Origin of the sequence: Cupriavidus sp. NPDC089707, assembly GCF_044748965.1 — a bacterium.
In the GTDB taxonomy this organism is placed as follows: Bacteria; Pseudomonadota; Gammaproteobacteria; order Burkholderiales; family Burkholderiaceae; genus Cupriavidus.
In genome coordinates this window covers 586,250-601,197 of record NZ_JBIVHB010000002.1, presented here as the reverse complement: position 1 = coordinate 601,197, position 14,948 = coordinate 586,250, and the positions used below count along the sequence as shown (strand labels likewise).

At 69.0% G+C, this 14,948-nt stretch carries 14 protein-coding genes; 9 read left to right on the top strand and 5 right to left on the bottom strand.

Features of this window, described 5'->3' with window-relative positions:
* Positions 1-13 precede the first annotated feature (13 nt).
* The 8 genes from ACIP1U_RS06095 to ACIP1U_RS06060 all read left to right on the top strand — a co-directional run bounded on the left by ACIP1U_RS06095 (position 14) and on the right by ACIP1U_RS06060 (position 9,775).
* Positions 14-2,653: a fused MFS/spermidine synthase gene (locus tag ACIP1U_RS06095; protein WP_400312740.1), complete on the top strand. Its 2,640-nt coding sequence runs from the start codon at positions 14-16 to the stop codon at positions 2,651-2,653.
* On the top strand, positions 2,650-3,627 hold the full coding sequence (locus tag ACIP1U_RS06090) for an AAA family ATPase (protein WP_400312739.1): 978 nt from the start codon (positions 2,650-2,652) through the stop codon (positions 3,625-3,627). The genes ACIP1U_RS06095 and ACIP1U_RS06090 overlap by 4 nt, the downstream gene beginning before the upstream one ends.
* Before the next feature lie 16 nt (positions 3,628-3,643).
* Complete coding sequence (locus ACIP1U_RS06085; RefSeq protein ID WP_400312737.1) at positions 3,644-4,672, top strand: DUF58 domain-containing protein; 1,029 nt, start codon at positions 3,644-3,646, stop codon at positions 4,670-4,672.
* On the top strand, positions 4,669-5,214 hold the full coding sequence (locus ACIP1U_RS06080) for a DUF4381 domain-containing protein (RefSeq protein ID WP_400312735.1): 546 nt from the start codon (positions 4,669-4,671) through the stop codon (positions 5,212-5,214). Before ACIP1U_RS06085 ends, ACIP1U_RS06080 begins: the two co-directional genes overlap by 4 nt.
* The gene (locus tag ACIP1U_RS06075; RefSeq protein WP_400312734.1) at positions 5,201-6,223 is read left to right on the top strand and encodes a vWA domain-containing protein; all 1,023 of its coding nucleotides are present in this window, start codon (positions 5,201-5,203) and stop codon (positions 6,221-6,223) included. The genes ACIP1U_RS06080 and ACIP1U_RS06075 overlap by 14 nt, the downstream gene beginning before the upstream one ends.
* Complete coding sequence (locus tag ACIP1U_RS06070) at positions 6,223-7,857, top strand: VWA domain-containing protein (protein WP_400312732.1); 1,635 nt, start codon at positions 6,223-6,225, stop codon at positions 7,855-7,857. Before ACIP1U_RS06075 ends, ACIP1U_RS06070 begins: the two co-directional genes overlap by 1 nt.
* The gene (locus ACIP1U_RS06065; RefSeq protein WP_400312731.1) at positions 7,854-9,209 is read left to right on the top strand and encodes a hypothetical protein; all 1,356 of its coding nucleotides are present in this window, start codon (positions 7,854-7,856) and stop codon (positions 9,207-9,209) included. The genes ACIP1U_RS06070 and ACIP1U_RS06065 overlap by 4 nt, the downstream gene beginning before the upstream one ends.
* A gap of 122 nt (positions 9,210-9,331) precedes the next feature.
* Positions 9,332-9,775, top strand: coding sequence for a thioesterase family protein (locus ACIP1U_RS06060; RefSeq protein WP_400312729.1), 444 nt, complete (start codon positions 9,332-9,334; stop codon positions 9,773-9,775).
* A 55-nt stretch (positions 9,776-9,830) separates the two neighbouring features.
* On the opposite strand, the gene ACIP1U_RS06055 is transcribed toward ACIP1U_RS06060, so the two are convergent.
* Together ACIP1U_RS06055 and ACIP1U_RS06050 are read right to left on the bottom strand one after the other, a co-directional pair.
* Positions 9,831-10,730 carry a recombination-associated protein RdgC gene (locus ACIP1U_RS06055; protein WP_400312728.1) on the bottom strand — a complete coding sequence of 300 codons (900 nt, stop codon included), beginning with the start codon at positions 10,728-10,730 and terminating at the stop codon, positions 9,831-9,833.
* Positions 10,731-10,836: 106 nt separating this feature from the next.
* The gene (locus tag ACIP1U_RS06050; RefSeq protein WP_400312726.1) at positions 10,837-11,415 is read right to left on the bottom strand and encodes a YSC84-related protein; all 579 of its coding nucleotides are present in this window, start codon (positions 11,413-11,415) and stop codon (positions 10,837-10,839) included.
* A 188-nt stretch (positions 11,416-11,603) separates the two neighbouring features.
* Between ACIP1U_RS06050 and ACIP1U_RS06045 the strand changes: the two genes are divergently transcribed.
* The gene (locus ACIP1U_RS06045; RefSeq protein ID WP_400312724.1) at positions 11,604-12,017 is read left to right on the top strand and encodes a hypothetical protein; all 414 of its coding nucleotides are present in this window, start codon (positions 11,604-11,606) and stop codon (positions 12,015-12,017) included.
* A gap of 19 nt (positions 12,018-12,036) precedes the next feature.
* On the opposite strand, the gene ACIP1U_RS06040 is transcribed toward ACIP1U_RS06045, so the two are convergent.
* The 3 genes from ACIP1U_RS06040 to ACIP1U_RS06030 all read right to left on the bottom strand — a co-directional run bounded on the left by ACIP1U_RS06040 (position 12,037) and on the right by ACIP1U_RS06030 (position 14,948).
* On the bottom strand, positions 12,037-12,870 hold the full coding sequence (locus ACIP1U_RS06040; RefSeq protein ID WP_400312723.1) for an aldo/keto reductase: 834 nt from the start codon (positions 12,868-12,870) through the stop codon (positions 12,037-12,039).
* A gap of 97 nt (positions 12,871-12,967) precedes the next feature.
* Positions 12,968-14,359, bottom strand: coding sequence for a GntP family permease (locus ACIP1U_RS06035; protein ID WP_400312721.1), 1,392 nt, complete (start codon positions 14,357-14,359; stop codon positions 12,968-12,970).
* Between the two features lie 196 nt (positions 14,360-14,555).
* On the bottom strand, positions 14,556-14,948 hold the full coding sequence (locus tag ACIP1U_RS06030) for a 4-oxalocrotonate tautomerase family protein (protein WP_400312720.1): 393 nt from the start codon (positions 14,946-14,948) through the stop codon (positions 14,556-14,558).

Sequence of the window (14,948 nt, the reverse complement as noted above, 5' to 3'; positions counted from 1 at the left end):
CCAGGATCACACCATGGGAGAAGCGCATGCCGGCGCAAGCGCCGGCAAGCAGCAAGCGCGGCATAGGTCCGGCAAACCGCGACGCGTGGAAAGTGCTGCCTTGCAGGCAGGGCAGGGTCAGTTGGCACCTCACCGCGCCATGCTGGCGCCTGCCCTGCTGCTTTTCGCGTCCGGCGCGGCCGGACTGATCTACCAGGTTCTCTGGATCAAGCAGCTCGCGCTGGTGGTCGGCGTGGATGTCCACGCCGTCACCACCGCCGTGGGTGCGTTCTTTGCTGGGCTGGCACTGGGCGGCTGGCTATTCGGGCGCGTAGCCGATCGGCACGCGCAACCGCTGCGGCTGTATGCGTGGCTCGAAATCGCCGTGCTGGCGCTGGCCATTGGCGCCACGCTGGCGCTGGCGCGTGCCGCCGCGCCGTTCGCGTGGCTGGAAAGCCGTGTTGGCCTGCTGGCCTGGGCGTTGCCGTTCGTGCTGGTGATCCTGCCCGCGGCGGCCATGGGCGGCACGCTGCCTGTGCTGATGCGTGTGCTGGCGTCGCGCGCGGGCCAGGTCGGCACGCATGGCGGACGCCTCTATGCCGCCAACACCGCAGGCGCCATTGCCGGCACGCTGCTGGCGGGCTTCGTGCTGATCCCGTGGCTCGGTATCACCGGCAGCGCGCTGGCCGCGGCCACGCTCAACGGTTTTGCTGCGGTGGTCGCGCTGGCCCTGGCTTCGCGTGCGATGCCTGCGCAGGAACCGGCCGCCACCGCTGCCGCGCCGGCATCTGCAGAGCCCGCGCGCGATGCTGGCGACGGGCGGCTGGCGCTGGTGCTTTATGCCGCCGCGGGTGGAATCGCGCTGGGTTATGAAGTGGTGTGGTCGCAAGCCATCGTGCAGTTCATCAGCACGCGCACCTTTGCCTTCACGGTGGTACTGGCGACCTACCTTGCGGGCCTTGCCATCGGCAGCGCGCTGGCCGCGCGGCGAGCCGACCGTGCGCGCGATCCGTGGGGTGCGTTCGCGATGCTGATCGCCGCCGCCGGGCTGGTGGCGCTGCTCGAAATCGTGGTGCTTGGCGAATGGCTGCTGCGGGCGCAGTCAGCGGTATCGGACTGGGTGCAGTCGGCCACTTCGAGCGGCCTGGCGGCAGCCTGCGCGAGCTTCGCGGTGGCGGCGCTGAGCGTGGTGTTCGTGCCCACACTGCTGCTGGGCGCCGCGTTCCCATTCGTGCTGCGCGTGGGCGTTGACAACCACCGGCTCGGCGCCGGCGTTGGCGCGGTGGTCGCGCTCAACACCCTGGGCGGCATCGTTGGCACGGTGGTGGCGGGGTTTGTGCTGGTGCCGAGCATCGGCCTTGTCCATACGCTGTCGCTGCTGGCCGTGGGTGCCGGCATGGTCGGCATCGTCGCGGTCGCGCTCGGCTCGGGTGTGCGCAAGCTGGCGCGCTGGTCTGTGCCGATGGTGGCGGTCCTTGCGGTGATTGCCGCGGCGCTCGCGCCTGCGGACCGGCTCGCCACGCTGTTGGCGAGGGCGCGTGGCGGCGAGATCGTGTTCTACGAGGAAGGCCGCGGCGCCACCGTGGCGGTGGTGAAGCAATCGTCGCCGAGCCACACGTTCAACCGCCTCTATATCCAGGGCGTGTCTAATTCCGGTGACACCATGACGTCGCTGCGCTACATGCGGTTGCAGGCGCTGCTGCCCTTGATCGTGCACGGCGGCACGCCGCGCTCGGCGCTGGTGATCGGCCTCGGTACCGGCATCACCGCCGGTGCCACGCTGCCGTATCCAGGCCTCGAACACCGCGTGGTGGCCGAACTGCTGCCGCCGGTGCTGCGTGCCGTGCCACAGTTCCAGGGCAACTTCGGCGTGGCCGGAGACAAGCGCGTCGATATCCGCCTGCGCGACGGTCGGCGCGAACTGCTGCAGAGCGAGCAACGCTACGACCTGATCACGCTGGAGCCGCCCCCGCCTTCGGCCGCAGGCGTGGTCAACCTGTACTCGACCGACTTCTATCGCCTCGCCGCGGCCCGGCTGCAGCCGGGCGGACTGGTCGCGCAATGGCTGCCGTTGCCCACGCAGAACAACGAAGACACGCGTTCGCTGGTGCGCAGTTTCCTCGACGTGTTTCCGCACGCGACGCTGTGGACCACCGAACTGCACGAGATGATGCTGGTGGGCTCCCTGTCGCCGATCACACTCAGTGCGGCGCATATCCGCCAGCGCTTTGCGGAGCCAGAAGTCGCGGCGGCGCTGCGGGCGGTGGGCGTGGCGTCGCCCGCAGCGCTGCTGGCGACCTGGGTGACGGACCGCGCGGGCCTGGAGCGCTATGTCGGCGATGCGCCCGCCGTGACCGACGACCGCCCGCGCATCGAATACGCGGCGTGGGTGCGGCGCGCCGAGTTCCCGCAGGTCCTCCAGCGCCTGCTGACGCTGCAGACCGAGCCGCCGCTGACGGGTGCCGATGCAGGGCTGATCGCCAATATCGCGCTCGAACGCGAAACGCTGCACACCTTCTACACCGCCGGCCTCGACGCTTACTACGGCGACCGCGACGCCTGGGCGCTGCATATGCAACAAGTCATGCGTACCGATCCTGACAACCCTTACTACGCCTGGTTCGGAGGTGGCCGCCGAACACCCGGCCCGGCGCCATCGAGGAATGCCCCATGAGCACCCGTGACGACGTGCTGGCATTGCAGCAGCGGATGGGCGAAGCGATCGTTGGCCAGCAGCATATGATCGAGCGCATGTTGCTGGGCCTGCTGGCCGATGGCCACCTGCTGGTGGAAGGGCTGCCGGGCCTGGCCAAGACGCGTGCGATCAAGGTGCTGGCGCGGAACCTGGAGGCGAAGCTGTCGCGCATCCAGTTCACGCCTGACCTGCTGCCGGCCGATATTACGGGCTCCGAGGTGTACTACACCGAGGGCGGCAAGGGCGAATTCCGCTTCCAGGCCGGGCCGATCTTCGCCAACCTGGTGCTCGCGGACGAGGTCAACCGCTCGCCGGCCAAGGTGCAGGCGGCACTGCTCGAAGCGATGGAAGAGCGCCAGGTCACCGTCGGCGGCGTCACCCACAAGCTCGACCCGCTGTTCCTGGTCATGGCCACGCAGAACCCGATCGAGCAGGAAGGCACCTACCCGTTGCCCGAAGCGCAGATGGACCGCTTCCTGATGCACGTGAGCGTGACCTACCCCGAAGCCGACGCCGAGGTGCAGATCGTCGCGCTGGCGCGCGCCGAGGAGTCCGGCGCCGCCGCCGCTGCACAGTCGGGCTCCATGCAGAGGCTGGCACCCGAAGTCATTTTCGCCGCGCGGGCCGAGATCCACGGCATCCACGTGAGCGATGCGGTCGCGCGCTACATGGTCGCGCTCGTGCATGCCACGCGCGAGCCCAAGACCGTCGACGACGAGCTGGACCGCTGGATCCAGGTCGGCGCGAGCCCGCGCGGATCCATCGGCCTGGACAAGGTGGCGCGCGCGCATGCCTGGCTGCACGGGCACGACTTCGTCTCGCCCGAGGACGTGCAGGCCGTGGTGCACGAAGTGTTCCGCCACCGCCTGATCCTGTCGTACGAGGCGCACGCGGCCGGCGTCAGCGCCGATGCCGTGATCGACCGCCTGGTGCAGCAGGTGGCCGTGGCCTGACCCGCCGGGCGGCATCATGCGTTCCCACCTTGCCTCGCTCGGCCGTTCGCCGGTGCCAGCCGGGCGCGGCCAGGCCACGCGCGCGCAGCCCGGCGTCAGCGTCGATGCCGCGGCGCTGGCAGCGCTCGAAGTCGCCGCGCGCGATTTCCATTTCCTGCCGCGCCAGCCGGTGCACAGCGTGCTGGCGGGCCGGCATGCGTCCAGGGTACGGGGGCGCGGCCTGACCTTCGAGGAGCTGCGCGGCTACCTGCCCGGCGACGATATCCGCAGCATGGACTGGCGCGTCACGGCGCGCACCGGCAAGCCGCACGTGCGCGTGTACAGCGAGGAGAAGGACCGGCCCGTGCTGCTGCTCGTAGACCAGCGCATCAATATGTTCTTCGGCAGTCGCCGCGCGATGAAGTCCGTGGTCGCGGCAGAGGCTGCGGCGCTGGCCGCGTGGCGCGTGCTGTCCGAGGGCGACCGTGTCGGCGGCCTGGTGTTCGGCGACGGCGGATGCACCGAGCTGGCGCCGCGCCGCAGCCGCCAGGCCGTCGAGCACTTGCTCGGCGAGATCGCGCGCCATAACCAGGCGCTGCGTGCCGATGCCCCAGCGCGGCGCGGCGCCGGCCAGCTCAATGCCGCGCTCGAGCGCGCCGCACGGCTCGCGCGGCATGACCACCTGGTCATCGTCATCAGCGACTTCGACGGACATGACGCGGCCACGCGCGACCTGATGCTGTCGATGAGCGCCCGCAACGACCTGCTCACGATGCTGGTCTATGACCCGTTCCTGCTTGAACTGCCGGACTCCGGCCACCTTGTCGTCAGCGACGGCGAGCTGCAGGTCGAGCTGGGGTTCGGCCACGCCTCGACGCGCAAGGGCATCGCCGAATTCGTCGATGCGCAGAGCCGCAACCTGCTGGCCTGGCACCGTGCCATCGGCGTGCCGCTGCTGCCGCTGTCGGCCGCGGAGGAAACGCCGCTGCAGCTGCGCCGCCTGCTCGGGCAAGCGCTGCCGCAAGGCCAGGGAACGCTGCGTGCCCGGCAGGGAGGGCGGCCATGAGCGACCTGACGCACAGCACGGCCGCGCCCGACAGTGCCACGATTGCCGGCGATCTCCAGCAGATGGCCGAGGTGGTCGTGCCGCCGCCGCCGTCGTGGCGTCCGCAGACCATCGGCTGGCCCGTGGCCGGCGCGATCGTGCTGGCGCTGCTGGCCTTCGCAACCTGGCGCTGGTGGCGCCACTATCGCGCCAATCGCTACCGCCGCGAGGCGCTGGCCGAACTGTCGCGATTGCGCGCGGGCATGTCCGCGTCGCCGCAGGCGCGCGCGCAGGCGCTGGCCGCCATGGCGGAACTGCTCAAGCGCACAGCACTGGCGGCGTGGCCGCGCACAGAGGTGGCCAGTATGGCCGGTGCGGAGTGGGCGCGGTTCCTGCGCGCCCATGCGGGCAAGGCCGGCGCGGCGGTGCCGATGCTCGCCACGCTCGTCAACGACGCGCAGTATCGCGATGCCGGGGCGTTGGCGCAATGGCCCGACAGCCAGGTGACGGCCACGGCCGCGGCCTGCCAGCAATGGATTGCCGGCCACCATGTACCAGTTTGAATATCCTTGGCTCTTCGTGCTGTTGCCGCTGCCCTTGCTGCTGTGGTGGCTGTTGCCGCCGTATCGCGAGGAAAGCCCTTCGGTGCGCCTGCCGTTCTTCGGCGAGGTGGCCAGCGCCGTGGGACTCAAGCCGGCACCGGGCGCGGTCGTGCCGCGCAGCAACTGGCTGCAGCGCATCCTGGCGCCGCTCGCGTGGGCACTGCTGGTGACGGCGCTGGCGCGCCCGCAGTTCCTGGAGGCGCCGATCGAGAAGGTGCAGCCGGCGCGCGACCTGCTGCTCGCGCTGGACCTGTCGCAGTCGATGGATACGCAGGATTTCCGCGATCCGGCCGGCGCGCGGATCCCGCGCGTGCAGGCGGTGCGTGAAGTGGTCAGCCGTTTCGTGACGCGCCGGCCGGGCGACCGCATCGGCCTGATCGTCTTCGGCGACGCGCCATACCCGCTGGCGCCGTTCACGCTGGACCATGCGCTGGTGCAGACTATGATCCATGACCTGATGCCGGGCATGGCCGGGCCCAGCACGGCGCTCGGCGACGGCATTGGCCTTGGCATCAAGATGTTCGACCAGAGCCAGGCGCCCGAGAAGGTGCTGATCGTGCTGACCGACGGCAATGACACCGCCAGCAAGATGCCGCCCGAACGCGCCGCGGACATCGCCAGGCATCGGCATGTGATCGTGCATACGATCGGCATCGGCGATCCTTCCGCCGAGGGCGAGCAGCGCGTCGATCTCGGTGTGCTGCAGCGCATCGCCGCGCAGACGGGCGGACGCTATTTCTTCGGCGCCGACCAGGCGGGGCTCGAAAGCATCTACGCGACGCTGGACCGCATCACGCCGCACAACCACAAGACGCTGTCGTGGCGGCCGCGCCGAGAGCTGTTCATGTGGCCGCTCGGCGCCGCGGTGGGCGTGGTGCTGGCGTACCAGCTCATCATGGCGGTGTGGGCAGCCTGGCTGTCGCGACCGCGCCGGCACGGCGCGCCGCAAACGGTAGCGGAGGAGCCGTGATGCAGGCGCTGGCGGACTTCCACTTCCTGCGCCCGTGGTGGCTGCTGGCGCTCATCCCGGCGGTGCTGCTGGTATGGGCCATGCGCCGCCGCGGCGACGTACGGCACCGTTGGCGCGACGCCATCGCCCCGCACCTGCTGGACGCACTGATGGTGGGCGAGCGCCGCCGGCTGGCCATCCGCCCCGTGCACCTGACTGCGCTGTTGCTTGCGCTCGGCGCTATGGCGCTGGCCGGTCCCGCGTGGGAGCGCGAACGCCCGCCGTTTCTCGACGACAAGGCGCCGCTGGCGATTGCCATCGACCTGTCGCCGACCATGGATGCCATCGACGTGACGCCCACGCGGCTCGAGCGCGCCAAGCTCAAGGTAAAGGCGCTGCTGGCGCGCCGCGACGGCGGACGTACCGCCATCTGGGCCTATGCCGGTTCCACGCACCTGGTGCTGCCGCTGACCGACGATGCCACGCTGCTGCAGACCTTTGTCGATGCGCTGCAGACCCGCATCATGCCGGCGCCCGGCCGGGACACCGCGCTTGCGCTGCGCACCATCGATGCGGCGCTCGCGCACGAGGAGGTGCCCGGCACCATCCTGTTCCTGACCGACGGGTTGGAGACCGCCGCCGTGCGCGCGTTCAAGGCCCAGGCAGGCAGCGGGCGCAGCCAGCCGGTGGTGCTGGCAATCGGCACCGAACGCGGCGGTCCGCTGCGCAGCGGCACCGACGGCTTTGTGGAGAAGGACGGCGTGCGCGTGTTCGCGCGCATGGACATGGCCGCGCTCAAGCGCTTTGGCGACGATACCGGCGTGCCGGTCGCCACGTTCACGCCAGACAGCGACGACGACGTCGCATGGGTGCAGCGCCATGTGCAGTCGCACCTCGCGCAGCAGCAGTCGGCGGATAACACGCGCTGGAAGGATGAGGGCTGGTGGCTGATGATTCCCATCTCACTGCTCGGCGTGCTGTGGTTCCGCAAGGGCTGGACCGTACGCTGGATCACTGGCGTGCTGCTTGCTGTGGCGCTGGGGGCGCCGCCGCAGGAACTGCGCGCGCAGGCGCCGTTGCCCGATGCCGCGCCGCGCGCGTGGCGCTTTGTTGACCTGTGGTTCACGCCTGACCAGCAGGGCCGCCGGGCGTTCGAGCGTGGCGACTTTGCCGGTGCCGCCGCGCTGTTCGACGATCCCATGTGGCGCGGCGTGGCGCAGTACCGCGCGGGCCAGTACGCGCAGGCGGTGCAGAGTTTCGCGCTGATCGATTCGCCGGAGAGCGACTTCAACCAGGGCGATGCGCTGGCGCGGCTGGGCAAGTACAAGGACGCGGCGGCGCGCTACCGCGAGGCCCTGAAACGCCGCCCGCAATGGCCTGCGGCAGCGGCCAACCTTGCGCTCATGGAGAAGCTGGCCGCTAAGGCGGAAAAGCCGAAAGAAGGCGAGGAGCCGCCCGACATCAAGCCCGACGAAGTGAAGTACGACAGCGAGTCCAAGCCGCCCGAAGGCGAGGGCAGGAAGCAGGAGATGGGCGCGGTCGAAAGCGCTGAGACCTGGATGCGCGCGATCCAGAACACGCCGACCGAACTGCTGCAACGCAAGTTCGCGTTGCAGCAGAGCCAGGCGCAGCCGGCCGCCGGAGCCAAACCATGACGCGCGCGGGTCGGAGTTTCGGCATCTGGCTCGCTGGCCTTGCGCTGGGGCTGGCGAGCGGGCTCGCGCTGGCGGCCGACCCCATCGTGCGCGTCGACGTGGCGGCGCAGCAGCCCGTGCTGCCGGGCCAGCAGATCCACATCGACGTGACGGTACTGGCGCCCAATTTCTTCCTGTCGGCGCCGCTCTTTCCGACGCTGCAGGTGCCCGGCGCGATCGTCACCATGCCGGACGACCGCGGCCTGAACACGGTCGAGACCATCGACGGCGTGAGCTACGCCGGCATCCGGAAGACCTACCTGTTTGCCGCGGAGCAGAGCGGTGACTTCCGGTTGCCACAGGTTTCCATCGCCTTCACTTATGCCGGTGACGATGGCAAGCCGCGCCAAGGCAGCGTGACGCTGCCAGCCACCACGATCCGCGCCGCGGGCGCAGCGGGCGCGCCGGCGGGTGCCACGCTGCCGGTGGCGCGCCTGAACGTCACGCAGCGCTTCGACCGACCGGTGAGCGGCCCTCAGGCGCAATTCCATGCCGGCGACGCGCTGGTGCGCACCATCACAACGTTCGCGCCGCAGACGCAGGCCATGATGATCCGGCCGCCGAAGGCGGAGGCGCCGGCCGGCGTGCGCGTGTTCGCTGGCGATCCGCAACTCAGGGATACCGCGCACGACAGCGCGGGCAATACGGGCGGCAGCCGCACGGACCGCATCACCTATGTGTTCGAGCATGCCGGGACCTATACGCTGCCGGCGATCAAGGTGGAATGGTTTGACCCGGTCACGCGCAAGCCGGGCGAATCGGAGGCGCCCGAGGTGAAGGTGGACGTGGCCTCCGCGCCGCGCCTCGCAGGACTGTCCCCGACCGGCCCGCACGCCGCGCAGTTGCCCGGGGAGGGCGGCACCGCGTGGCGCCTGTGGCTGTGGGCAGCCGGGGGCGCCCTGGTACTGCTGCTGGCGTGGCTGCTGCTGCATTGGGCACGGCCGCGCGTGGCACGCCTGCGCCGGGCGCTGGCGGCACGACGCAGCGCCAGGGCGGCCGGAAGTGAGGCGCGGCTCGCGGCGCTGCTGCAGGCCTGCCGCGCGAACGACGCGCCGGCAGCCTATCGCGCCCTGGGCGTGTGGTCGCGCACCGCGTGGGGCAAGGCCCCATCGGAATGGTCGGCAGGCACCGGCGACGCGGCGCTGGTTTCCGCCGTCGATGAACTCGAACGGCGCCTGTTCGGTGCCGGCACCAGCACGGGGCCATGGAACGGCGGCGAACTCGCGGGCCTGTTGCCGAAGTACGGCCTCCCACGCCGGCCTGTCCGTGCGCATCGGGCGACGCCTGCAGCCCTGCCGCCACTCAATCCCTGAGCGCCGCTGGAGGAACTGGCCAGATCGACTATGATGGGCGCCTCGCCGCCAGCCTGCCCGGGATCGGATGACCCTTGCACACGCCTGGTGGCGGCTTCTTGTCCACTTTGCCCGATGCTGCCATGGCCCGTCTTCAACTCGACCTTCCCGACGACCAGTTCTGCTATTCGACCCACTTGACCGTGCGCGTCACCGACATCAATTCAGCCAACCACCTGGCCAACGATTCGATGATTTCGATGATTTCCGAGGCGCGCGCCCGCTTTCTCTATGAGTTCGGCAGCGAGGGCGACAAGGTGGAGGGTTTCGGCATCATCGTCACGGACCTGGCCACCATGTACCGCAACGAAGCGCATGCGCGCGACCAGTTGCTGTTCGAAGTCGGCGTGATGGACTTCAACAAGTACGGCGGCGACATTATCTTCCGCATCACGCGTCCGGCTGACGGCGCGCTGATCGCCAAGGCCAAGTCGGGCTTCGTGTTCTTCGACTACGTCGGCAAGACCGTGGTGCCGATGCCGGTCGGGTTTGCCGGCCGTTTCCCAAAGGTGAACTGGGTGGTGTAGCTGACGTACCTGGCGTAAGAGGGGAGCCGGCGCGCGGCAGCGCGCGCCGCCTGCCTCAGCTCTTGCGCTCGCCGCCCAGCGCTTCGGTCAGGTCGCCCAGCAAGCCGGACAGCTCGCCGGCCATCATGGCGAAATCGGCATCGAAGCGCTCGTCTTCGTCATGCGTGGTGCCGTCTGCCTGTTCCTTGATCACGTCCAGCGGCGCGACCTTCTTCACGACCAGCCCGTCGGTCAGCACGAACGAAACCCGGTCATTCCAGGTCATCGCCAGGCGCGTGCAGCGCTTGCCGGCCGCAATGTGGCGACGCAGGTCTTCGGGATCGAGCGGGTGGCGCACGTAGCGCACGGTGGCCTTGCTTTCGCTGCCAGACTGCAGCTCGATTTCCTGGTCGACGGTGAAACCGCCCGGCGCGGCATCGCCGGCCAGCCATTCGGTCATCGCCGCCACCGGCGACTGGTTGACATGCAGGTTGACCAGCGGCAGCGGATCCAGCGCCTTGAACAGCATGCCGCGCACTTCATCGGCCTTGGCCGCGGCGGCGGCGTCGATCGCCAGCCAGCCGTTGTCCGGGTCGATCCACACGCGCGTGTCGCGGCGGATGCTGAAGGCGCGCGGCAGCAGTTCCTCGGTGACCTGCTCTTTCAGTTCCTTCATCTGCTTGCGGCCCGGCTTGTAGCCTTGCTGCTCTTCGATCTCCGCGGCGCGTGCGCGCGTGACCTGATTGACCACGGTGGTCGGTAGCAGCTTCTTCTCGGTGCGCAGCGTCAGCAGCATCTGGCGGCCCACGGCGTGGACCAGCTGGCCGTTGTCACGGGGCGAGGCCCAGCCCTGCGTCTGCATTTCGAGGCTGGTGCCGGGGTAGAAGGCGTGCTTCGCGAGGCTGGCTTCGACCTCGGCGGCGCCGGGCGTCCACGGAGCGGAGAAACGATGGACCTGCAGGTTCTTGAACCACATGAGAATTCGGCCAAAGGGACGAATTCTATCCCCTCGCGGCAAGTGGCCGCGAAAAAACTGCCGCCGCACGGCCGTCGGGCGTGCGGCGCAAGCTCGCGCCTGACGTTTACAGGTCGAGCCGGGTGACCTTGCTGCCTTCGAGGCTCAACCCGGCCATCAGCCCCGCGTTGGTCATCACGAAACCGACGATCGGCTGCTGCGCGGTGTTGGTGTCGAGCACGCCGCTGGCGCCGACCGTCGCCAGCGCGACGGTGGCATCGACACCAGCGGTCCAGCCTGAGCTGCGCACGAACTTGTCGTACGCGTCCTGCGTCAGGAACATCAGGATCACCGACTTGGACTGCGCGCCGATCTGCCAGCCGACCGAGCCGGACACCAGGCGGTAGTAGCCGCGCGTGGCGCCACCGGAGCGCAGCGAACCGTCGCCGTATTCGCCGCCGACGATAAAGCCCGCCGACAATGTCTTGGGGAACACCAGGATGCCGCGCGCGCGGTTGCCGAGTTCGCGCGAGCCGTTGACCGAGCCATACAGGCGCGACAGCGTGGCATCGACGCCGGAGTCGAGCTCGCGACGGCGTGCCGCCTTGTCGGTCGGCGCATCGGGCTTTGTGGTGGTGCAGGCACCCAGTGCCAGGCTGCCCAGGGCCAGGCCCGCGCTGGCGGTCAGGAAGTTTCGACGTTTCATCTCGTCTCCTTGGGTGTTGTTGTTGTCTCTGAAGCATAGGCGCCAGAAGCACTCGGACAAATAATCACGTGGTGACGAGTCGTTTCCATTTGTGACGAAGGTAGCCTCGCGTTGGCATTCGTGGCAGTTTGACGGCTCCCGAAACGACCACGCATCCATGCGGCGCCGCCGCATCGCATCATCAACGCATGAAGAAAATCCTTTCCGCCCTGCCACTGGCCTTTCTCGCTGCGTGCGCTTCCCAGCCCTCGACCGGACCCGCCAGCGATAGCGCCAGCGCTGCCGCGACCGCCGACAGCAGCGGCTGGCAGTCGCTGCGCGCCAAGTACATGGATTGCGTCAAGGAAAAGGCCGACGACAACCTGGCATCCAAGGGCCAGTCGAAGGACGTGGCGAATGCGGCGCTGGCGGCCTGCCAGTCGGACCTGAACGCCATGCACGACGCTTTCCGCACTTACCTGGACGGTCAGATGTCGTCGTCGCATGGCAAGAACAGCGCCCGCCAGGCGGCGGCGCGCGTTACTGCCGATACCCGGGACAAGGCGCGCAACTACCTGGTGCGCTACGTCGAGCGCGAACGCTACGCGTCGCGCCTGAACTGACGCCGCGCCGCGGGCGCGCTCACAGCATCTCCAGCGCCCCCGGCCCGTCCGGTGGCGGGAAGATGCGGTCGAGTTCGGCCAGTTGGGCCGCCGAGAGCGGATGCGACAGCGCGCCGATATTCTCCTGCAGGCGCTCGCGCCGGCTGGTCTTGGGAATGGCGATGACGCCGTCCTGCGCCAGCAGCCAGGCCAGCGCCGCTTGCGCCGCGGTCATGCCGTGGTCCCGCGCGAAGCGCTTCAGCCCGGGGTTGCCCGGCAGCCGCGACTGTTCGATCGGCGAGTAGGCCATCACCGGGATGCCGCGCTGTCGCAGCCACGGCAGCAGGTCCCACTCGATGCCGCGCCGGGCCAGGTTGTACAGCAGCTGGTTGGTGGCCATGCCGTCGCCGCCGGGCGCGTCCCACAACTCCTGCAGGTCCGCGAGGTCCAGGTTGCTGACGCCCCAGTGGCGGATCTTGCCGTCGCGCTGCAGCGCCCGCATGGCGGCGACGGTCTCTTCCAGCGGCACGCCACCGCGCCAGTGCAGCAGGTACAGGTCGATGCGGTCGGTGCGCAGCCGCCGCAGGCTGCGCTCGCACGCCTGCACGGTGCCGCGGCGGCTGGCGTTGAACGGATAGACCTTGCTGACCAGGAAGGCCTCATCGCGCCGTCCGGCCAGGGCCTCGCCGATCATTTCCTCGGACTGGCCCTCGCCGTACATCTCGGCCGTATCGATCAGCCGCAGGCCGAGATCCAGTCCCAGGCGCAGCGTGGCGATTTCTTCGGCGCGCGCGGCGGGCGTCTCGCCCATGTTCCACGTTCCCATGCCGAGCGCTGGGATGCGCTCGCCGTCGGGCAGGGTGATCTGTTTCATGCGTCGGATTCCAGGGGGGCGGTTTGGGTGCCGGTGGCACCCAACCACACTAGTTAACAACGCACTAAATGTACAAGCGGCGGGCCGCCCGATTGCTTCAGGCCAGTCCGGTCACAAAATACAGCCCGATCACAAAGAACACCGCACCGGTCTTGATCAGCGTGACGGCGAAGATATCCCGGTAGGACTCGCGGTGCGTCAGTCCGGTCACCGCCAGCAACGTGATCACCGCGCCGTTGTGCGGCAGTGTGTCCATGCCGCCGCTGGCCATCGACACCACCCGGTGCAGCACTTCCAGCGGGATCTGCATGGCCTGTGCGCCCGCGATAAAGGTCTGCGACATCGCTGCCAGTGCAATGCTCATGCCGCCCGATGCCGAGCCGGTAATGCCGGCAAGCGTGCTGACCGAAACGGCGGCATTGACCAGCGGGTTGGGGATGGCGCGCAGCGCGTCGCTGACCACCAGGAAGCCGGGCAGCGCGGCGATCACGCCGCCGAAGCCGTATTCCGAAGCGGTGTTCATCGACGCCAGCAGCGCACCGCCGACCGCGCCCTTGGTGCCTTCGGCAAAGCGTTCGCGCAGCGCGCCGAAGGCGGTCACCAGCACCACGGCGATGCCCAGCAGCAGCGCGCCTTCCACCGCCCAGATCGCGGTCACGCTGGCGATCTTGGTTTCCACCGGCTTGGGCAGGCCAGGCAGCGTCACGCTGCTGGCTTCGCCGTACCAGAGCGGGATCATCCGCGTCAGCCAGAAGTTGGCGACGCCTACAACCACCAGCGGCAGCAGCGCCAGCAGCGGATGCGGCAGCTGGCCAGACTGGCTGCGCTCGGGCTCGTTGCGCAGGTTGGTGCCGTAGCCTTCGCCGCGCGCGGCGGCGGAGCGGCGGCGCCATTCCAGGTAGGAGAGGCCGACCACGATGATAAAGACCGATCCCGCCACCCCCAGCACCGGGGCGGCCCAGGAGGTGGTGTTGAAGAAGTTGGTCGGAATGATGTTCTGGATCTGCGGCGTGCCCGGCAGCGAATCCATGGTGAACGAGAACGCGCCCAGCGCGATCGCGCCCGGCATCAGTCGCTTGGGAATATTGCTCTGGCGATACAGTTCGGCGGCGAACGGGTAGACCGCGAACACCACCACGAACAGCGACACGCCGCCGTAGGTCAGCAGCGCGCACACCGTGACGATCACCGCATTGGCGCGCGAGCGGCCGATATAGCGAATCGCGGCCGCCACGATCGACTCGGAAAAGCCCGACAGCTCGACCACCTTGCCGAACACAGCGCCCAGCAGGAACACCGGGAAATAGAGCTTCACGAAGCCGACCATCTTCTCCATGAAGATGCCGGTAAAGACCGGTGCGACCGCGGACGGGTCGGTCAGCAGCACCGCGCCCAGTGCGGCGATCGGCGCGAACAGGATCACGCTGTAGCCGCGGTAAGCGGCGAACATCAGGAAGGCCAGCGCGGCCAGCACAATCAAGAACGACATCGGTTCTCCTTCAGGTTGGCCTTGTCCTGAGGGGCGGTGCGATGCCGCGCGGGGCTGGCGCTTGTGGCGCCTTGTGGGTAGGTCCGTCAGGGCAAGGGATCAGCCGGCGACTTTGCCACAGGCGGGCTCGCGGCGAAACACCCGTTCGCGGCGTGGCCAGGCGTGGCAGCAGCCGGACCTGAGGTGGATGCGCGCCTCAACCGTGCTGGTGGCGGTACTCCTGCGTGCGGCCGCCATAGCCGTACGCCGCCGCGCGGGCATCGATGACATGCACATAAGAGACGGGATGCAGGTTGCCGAGCAGGCCCGCCATGGCCTCGAACACGGCCTGGATGAACTGCGCCTTTTCGGCCTTGGTATTGGTCTCGTCGGTGACGCTGACATCGAGGTGGAAGGCATTGCGGTCCTGCTCGGACAGTGGCACGCCGCCGATGATCCAGCTGTCGTGCGGCACGTAGTGGACGGTGATGGCAATCACGTCGCGCTTCTTGCCGAGCACACCTGCGGTCAGGTCGGCGATGGCGGCGGCGCTGCGCCGGGTGAGGGCGGCATCGGGCTGGCCGGAGAGGTGCAGGACGATGTGGGGCAT